Here is a 6564-nt window from a genome sequence, read left to right as displayed (position 1 = left end):
CCCCCCCCCCCCCCCCCCCCCCCCCCCCCCCCCCCCCCCCCCCCCCCCCCCCCCCCCCCCCCCCCCCCCCCCCCCCCCCCCCCCCCCCCCCCGCGCTGACATTTGTCACCGGTTGCCGTGCGTCCCGCACGCGGGACGATGACTTAGCGCACTAGAGGCCCGGCCGTCCCGTGCACGAGACTCGAATCGTCGATCGAGTCAAGGGGTCCCGCAGGATTCCGCCGGAGGAGCCGCCACGATGGACGAACGCTACGACGCGTACTGCGCGGCCGATCCGCTCTTCTACGACTCGCTCGCCACCACCGGCACCGCCACGGCCGAGTTCGCCGTCGCCGCCCGCGCCGTACCGGCCGGCTGGCAGCGGGAGCCGAAGGACGACTGGTACGTCTACGGCCCGCTCGGCGCGACCCTGCCGCCCCAGGGCTGGAAGATCCACCTGTCGGCCACCCTGGAGAACGCCGACCGGGTCCTCGACGTCGCCTGGGACTACTGCGTGGCGCGCGGGCTGTCGTTCAAGTTCCTCCGTGGGCCGCGCCTGTTGCTGCTGCGCAACGCCAAGTACGCGCCGCGCGGCTCCAGCGGCAAGTTCGTCACCATCTACCCACGGGACCCGGACGAACTGGAACTGGCCTGCAAGGAACTCGACGAACGGCTCGCCGGCGAGGCCGGGCCGTACATCCTCAGTGACCTGCGGTACGGCGCCGGGCCGGTGTTCGTCCGTTACGGCGGCTTCGCCGCGCGCTACTGCCTCTCCCCGCACGGGCAGGTCGTCCCGGCGATCGCGGACCCCGACGGCACGCTCGTGCCGGACCGGCGGGACCCGGTCTTCCACCTGCCCGACTGGGTGACGTTGCCGGACTTCCTCGCCCCGCACCTCGCCGCCCGCAACGCCACCAGCACCGGTGACCTGCCGTACCGGATCGAACGGGTGATCCACTTCTCCAACGGTGGTGGCCTCTACGTCGGGCGGGACCTGCGCACCGACGCCCCGGTGGTGCTCAAGGAGGCCCGCCCGTACGCCGGACTCGACGCCACCGGTGCCGACGCGGTGACCCGGCTGGCCCGCGAGGGCGACATGCTGCGCCGGCTGGCCGACGTACCGGGACTGCCCCGGGTGCACGACGAGTTCGGGTTGGGCGAGCACCGCTTCCTGGCCCTGGAGTTCGTCGTCGGGCAGCCACTGAACCGGGTGCTGGTCGAGCGCTACCCGTTGATCGACGTCGACGCGGACACCGACCGGCTGGCCGCGTACGCCGACTGGGCGCAGCACGTGTACCGGCAGGTCGAGGCGACCGTCGACGCGATCCACGAGCGGGGCGTGGTCTACGGCGACCTGCACCTGTTCAACGTCATGGTCGGGGCGGACGACCGGGTCACCCTGGTCGACTTCGAGGTCGCCGCGCCGGTGTCCGAGGCCGGCCGACCGGGGTTGCGCAACCAGGGCTTCGCCGCGCCGCGTGAACGTACCGGCTTCGCCGTCGACCGGTACGCCCTGGCCTGCCTCCGACTGGCGCTGTTCCTGCCGCTGACCCAACTGCTCCGACTCGCCCCGGCCAAGGCCCGGCACTTCGCCGACATCATCGCCGCCCACTTCCCGCTGCCCCCGACGTTCCTGGACGAGGCGGTCGAGGAGATCACCGGCAGCCGGGAGGAGACGAACACCGGTTCGCCGGACGTCCCGACCGGGCCGACCGACTGGCCGGGACCGCGTACGCGACTGGCCACCGCGATCCTGTCCAGCGCCACCCCGGAGCGTGCGGACCGGCTCTTCCCCGGTGACATCGAGCAGTTCCGCGCGGGCGGCCTGAACCTGGCCCACGGCGCCGCCGGTGTCCTGTACGCCCTCGCCGAGAGCGGTGCCGGCCGGTTCCCCGAACACGAGGACTGGCTGGTCGAACGGGCACTCGACCCGCCCTCGGGCAGCCGGTGCGGCTTCTACGACGGGCTACACGGGGTGGCGTACGCGCTGGAGCACCTCGGTCACCGGCAGCGGGCGCTCGACGTACTCGACGTCTGCCTGCGGGAACCGTGGACCCGACTCGGCCACGATCTCGCCGGTGGCCTGTCCGGCATCGCGCTCAACCTGGCCGAACTGGCCGCCCGTACCGACGAGCCGGGGCTGTGGGACGCCGCCTGGCAGGCCGCCGACCTGGTCGCCGACCGGGTGACCGAGGCCGACGACAGCGGGAGCCGGATCAGTGGCGGGCGGCATCCGTACGCCGGGCTGACCCGGGGTCGGTCCGGCCCGGCGCTGATGTTCCTGCGCTTGCACGAGATCTCCGGTGATCCCGCCCTGCTCGACCTCGCCGCCACCGCGCTCCGGTGGGACCTGCGGCGCTGCGTGGTCCGCCCGGACGGGGCGATGGAGGTCGACGAGGGCTGGCGGACCATGCCGTACCTGGCGCACGGCAGTGTCGGCATCGGGCTCGTCCTCGACCAGTATCTGCGGCACCGCCCGGACGAGCAGTTCGCCGAGGCCGCTGCGGCGATCCGGCGGGCCGCCCGGTCACCGCTCTACGTCCAGTCCGGCCTGTTCGCCGGTCGGGCCGGCATCATCGTCTACCTCGCCGCCCGCGCCGCCGCCGGTCTGCCCGAACCGGACGGCGTGGACGGGGACCGGCACGACTTGGACGGGCAGCTCCGGCGGCTCGACTGGCACGCGATGCCGTACCGGGACGGTCTGGCGTTTCCCGGCGAACAGTTGCTGCGGCTCTCCATGGATCTCGCCACCGGCACCGCCGGTGTGCTGCTCGCGGTCGCCTCGGCCCGGTCCGACCGACCGGTGACGCTGCCGTTCCTCGCCCCCTGGACCCCGTTCCCGGCGGCGGCGACCGAACCCAGGCTCCCTCGCGCCCGCGAGGGTGGACAACCGATCGAACGAGTGAGATGAGGTGGCACGACATGGCGCTTCTTGACCTGCAGGGCCTGGAGCTGACCACGGACGAGCTCAAGGGCACCGACCCGGGCGGAAGCCGGGCCAGCCTGCTGCTCTGTGGCGACAGCTCGCTGTCCCTGACGACCTGCAACTGATCGGTTCGACACTGTGCCCTGGGTGGGTACCCGGCGTACCCACCCAGGGCATCCACCGAGGCCTTGGCGATTCCGGCCGGTCAGATCCAGCCGCCGTCGCGGGCGATCCGCACCGCCTCGATCCGGGTCCGGGCGCCGGCCTTGGACGCGATCCGGGACAGGTGATTGCGTACGGTGCCCGGCGACAGCCCGACCCGCGCCGCTATCTCGACCACCGGGGCCCCGTCGGCGGCGATCTGGAGCACCTCGGTCTCCCGGACGGTCAGCGGACTCTCGGTGTTCAGGGCCGCGACGACCAGGTCGGCGTCGACCACCGGTTCCCCACGGGCGAGGCGGCGTACCCCGTCCACCACCCGTTGCGGGGTGACGTCGTTGCCGAGGAAGCCGACGGTCCGGCTCCGGGCGTGCAGCGCGCCACAGAGGGTTTGGGGCCGCCGGGGGTCGACCAGCACGAGCACCGGGCAGGAGTGTTCGTAGCGGAGCGTCGACCCGGCCGGCCCGCCGGTGCCGAGCAGCCCCGAGTCGACCACGGCGACGTCCGGGCGACTCGACCGGATCGCCGGCCCGACCTGCTCGATCCGATCGAGTTCGGCCACCACGTCGATGTCGTCCTCGATGGTCAGTACGAAGGCCAGCGCGCCACGGATCAGCGCACCGTCGAGAGCCAGCAGCGTCCGGATCAATCTACCGTTACCTCTCCCGCAGTCAGGGTGGCGCCGAAAGGCAGTTCGGTCGGGTCAGGGCGACAGAGTCAGCATATGTAGGGATTTAAGCACGAAGGTTCCTTGAGCCCTCACTGGCGCGACGACGGCCGGTCACAGCCAACCGTCGCGTTGCGCCCGCCGTACCGCCTCCAGCCGGTTGCGGGCGCCGGTCTTGCGCAGGATCACGGTCAGATGGTTGCGTACCGTCCCGTACGCCAGGTAGAGCCGGCCGGCGATCTCCCGAAGCGGCAGGCCCTCCGCCGCCGCCCGCAACACCTCCCGCTCCCGTACGGTGAGCGGGCCGACCGGTGGACTCAGCGCGGCGACGGCGGCCACCGGATCGATCACCCGCTCCCCCAGCGCGACCAACCGGAGCAACCGCAGCAGTTCCGTCGGCGGCAGGTTCTTGTCGACGAACCCCCGTACGCCCGCGCCCAGCGCCGCCCGGACGGTCTCCGGACAGTGCCGCGCGCTCATCGCCAGCACCGCTGTCCCCCGCCCCGTCAGGTCGAGTTGTCGCAGCACCTCGATCGGTCCGCGCCCCGGCGGCCCCACGTCGATCAGTACGACATCCGGCCGTTCCCGCCGAGCCACGGCGACCACGTCGGCCGACGGGGCGAGATCCGCGACCACCTCGACGTCGTCCGCACTGGACAACACCATCCGCAGCGCACCCCGGAGCAGTCCGATCTCCTCGACGATCAACACGCGGACCACGAAGCCTCCGATCTCGACGCCCCGTTGACAGTGACCCTTCGTGTTCGACTCGACCGACGACATCGTAACGGCAGGTTACGTGGCGCGCACAGTACGCAAGTGTCGGTCGTGGAGGAAGCCGCGCTCCGCAGGTCCGGCCGGAGGCTTCGACGGCTCGATGACGATGACTATGTTGAGCAGATGTCCCCCACCGCGCCGAACGCGCTTCCCATCGTGCAGTTCCGGGGCCGGCCGGGAACCGTGGACCTGGCCTGGGGCCACCCCGACCCGGCCACCCTCCCGACGCACGAGTGGGCACAGGCGTGCGTCGGCGCCCTGCACCGGTACGGCGGCGCCGCGCTCACCTACGGCCACGCGAACGGGCCGGGCCCGCTGGTCGAGTGGCTGGCGCACCGGCTGGGGCAGACCGACGGCCGGGCCCCCGACCCGTCCCGGATCTTCGTCACCGCCGGCGCCTCGCACGCGCTCGACCTGGTGACCGGGCTGCTCTGCCAGCCGGGCGACACGGTGCTGCTCGACGCGCCCACCTACCACCTGGCCTTTCGGGTCCTCGCCGACCACGGCGTGACCCTGGTGCCGGCACCGACCGACCGGGACGGGATCGACCCGGCGGCAACCCGTGACCTGGTCACCCGGCTGCGCCGGGAGGGGCGGCGGGTGCCGCTGCTCTACCTCGTGCCGACCTTCGGCAATCCGACCGGATGGAGTCTCGCCGAGCCGCGCCGCACGGAGTTGGTCACCATGGCCGAGCGGACCGGGATCGTCCTGGTCGAGGACGACACCTATCGGGAACTCGCGTACGACGGGCCGGCGCCGCCGTCGCTCTACAGCACCGCCGAGGACGGGTCGGTGATCCGGCTCGGCTCGTTCGCCAAGACCGTCGCGCCGGGGCTGCGGCTCGGCTGGCTGACCGCCGCACCATCCGTGATCACTGCCCTGGCCGGGCGCGGCTACATCGACAGCGGCGGCGGGGTCAACCACGCCACCGCGCTGACGATGGCGGAGTTCGCCCGAGCCGGTGCGTACGAGCGTCACCTCGACCGGGTACGGGCGCGCTACCGGGGGCAACGCGACGCACTGGTCTCGGCGGTCCGGGAGCACCTGCCGGAGGTCACCTGCACCACTCCCGCCGGAGGCTGGTTCCTCTGGCTGCGGCTCCCCGCCCCGGTCGGCGCCACCGCACTGCTCCCGTACGCCGAGGCGAACGAGGTGTCGTACCTGCCCGGCACCCACTTCTTCGTCACCGGCGGCACCGGGGACACCCACCTGCGACTGTCGTTCTCCCTGTTCACGCCCGACCTGCTGACCGAGGGGGCGCGACGGCTGGCCCGAGCGGTGACGCAACTGGGCTCGTCCACGCCGGGGGGCCAACCTGCTCGTGGCTCCTGACCGGGCCTGCGACGAGCCGCGCCGACCGGTTTCCCCACCCGTGCTGCGTCAGCGGGTCAGCCGAGGGTGGCCTCGGTCGGGTCGAAACTGCCGGTCGGCGTCGGATCCGGTTCCTGGCTGAGGGTCGGGGTGGGGGTCGGCTCGTCGTCGGGGCTGGCGGACGGCGACGGTGTTTCGCTCGGGGTCGGTGACGGCGACGGCGGGACCGACGGGGCCGACGGGGTCGGGGTCGGGCTGGTCGGCGTCGGTGTGGGACGGCCCGGGGTCGAACCGCGCGGGGTCGACCGGGGAGTCCGGGACGGTGTGGCGTGCGGCCGGGGAATCGCCGCGCCGCCTGCCGTGACCGGGTCGGCGGCGCCGGTGCCGCCGGAACCGGCCACCGACGGGGTCGGCACACTCGTCTCGGCCGCCGCCGGGCTCATCGGCGCGATGACGTCGGTCGGCCCCGCCGACACCGGGGTTTCGATCGGTGTCTCCGCGAGTGCGGCCGGTGCGGCCCGGCCGATCCCCTGTGCGGACGGACCGCCGGACCGGTTCTGCACGCGGTCGGGACCCGACGTGCCGGCGGCGGTGAGCGCGACCCCGAGGCCGACGCTACCGACGAGGATCGCGGCGAGCACCCCGATCGCGGGCCGGGGTGGGGGCGGTAGCGGACGGCGGTGGGCGGGCACGGAAGCTCCCGGACGTAGTGAGGCGAACGCCGTGGTCAGCGCGGTAGGGCTCG

The 6564-nt window shown here is 73.2% G+C and carries 6 protein-coding genes; 3 read left to right on the top strand and 3 right to left on the bottom strand.

Features of this window, described 5'->3' with window-relative positions; all coding sequences use genetic code 11:
* Positions 1 to 238: 238 nt before the first annotated feature.
* Positions 239 to 2890 carry a class III lanthionine synthetase LanKC gene (gene lanKC, locus ACZ6QQ_RS11440; protein WP_465875866.1) on the top strand — a complete coding sequence of 884 codons (2652 nt, stop codon included), beginning with the start codon at positions 239 to 241 and terminating at the stop codon, positions 2888 to 2890.
* A gap of 11 nt (positions 2891 to 2901) precedes the next feature.
* Entirely contained in the window at positions 2902 to 3030 is a 129-nt protein-coding gene (locus ACZ6QQ_RS11435) for a SapB/AmfS family lanthipeptide (protein WP_465875865.1), read from the top strand.
* An 80-nt stretch (positions 3031 to 3110) separates the two neighbouring features.
* Here the strand turns inward: ACZ6QQ_RS11435 and ACZ6QQ_RS11430 are convergent, their stop codons facing one another.
* Positions 3111 to 3713 (bottom strand): response regulator transcription factor, encoded by a 603-nt coding sequence (locus ACZ6QQ_RS11430; protein WP_465875864.1) that lies wholly within the window; start codon positions 3711 to 3713, stop codon positions 3111 to 3113.
* Between the two features lie 132 nt (positions 3714 to 3845).
* The gene (locus ACZ6QQ_RS11425; RefSeq protein WP_465875863.1) at positions 3846 to 4451 is read right to left on the bottom strand and encodes a response regulator transcription factor; all 606 of its coding nucleotides are present in this window, start codon (positions 4449 to 4451) and stop codon (positions 3846 to 3848) included.
* A gap of 180 nt (positions 4452 to 4631) precedes the next feature.
* Here ACZ6QQ_RS11425 and ACZ6QQ_RS11420 point away from each other — a divergent pair, with 180 nt between their 5' ends.
* Positions 4632 to 5840 (top strand): aminotransferase-like domain-containing protein, encoded by a 1209-nt coding sequence (locus ACZ6QQ_RS11420; protein WP_465875862.1) that lies wholly within the window; start codon positions 4632 to 4634, stop codon positions 5838 to 5840.
* A 56-nt stretch (positions 5841 to 5896) separates the two neighbouring features.
* Here ACZ6QQ_RS11420 and ACZ6QQ_RS11415 read toward each other — a convergent pair whose 3' ends face one another.
* The gene (locus tag ACZ6QQ_RS11415) at positions 5897 to 6511 is read right to left on the bottom strand and encodes a hypothetical protein (RefSeq protein ID WP_465875861.1); all 615 of its coding nucleotides are present in this window, start codon (positions 6509 to 6511) and stop codon (positions 5897 to 5899) included.
* Positions 6512 to 6564: the final 53 nt, after the last annotated feature.

It is taken from the genome of Micromonospora sp. NPDC049529 (genome assembly GCF_055586685.1).
This window is presented reverse-complemented; position numbering and strand designations above follow the sequence as displayed.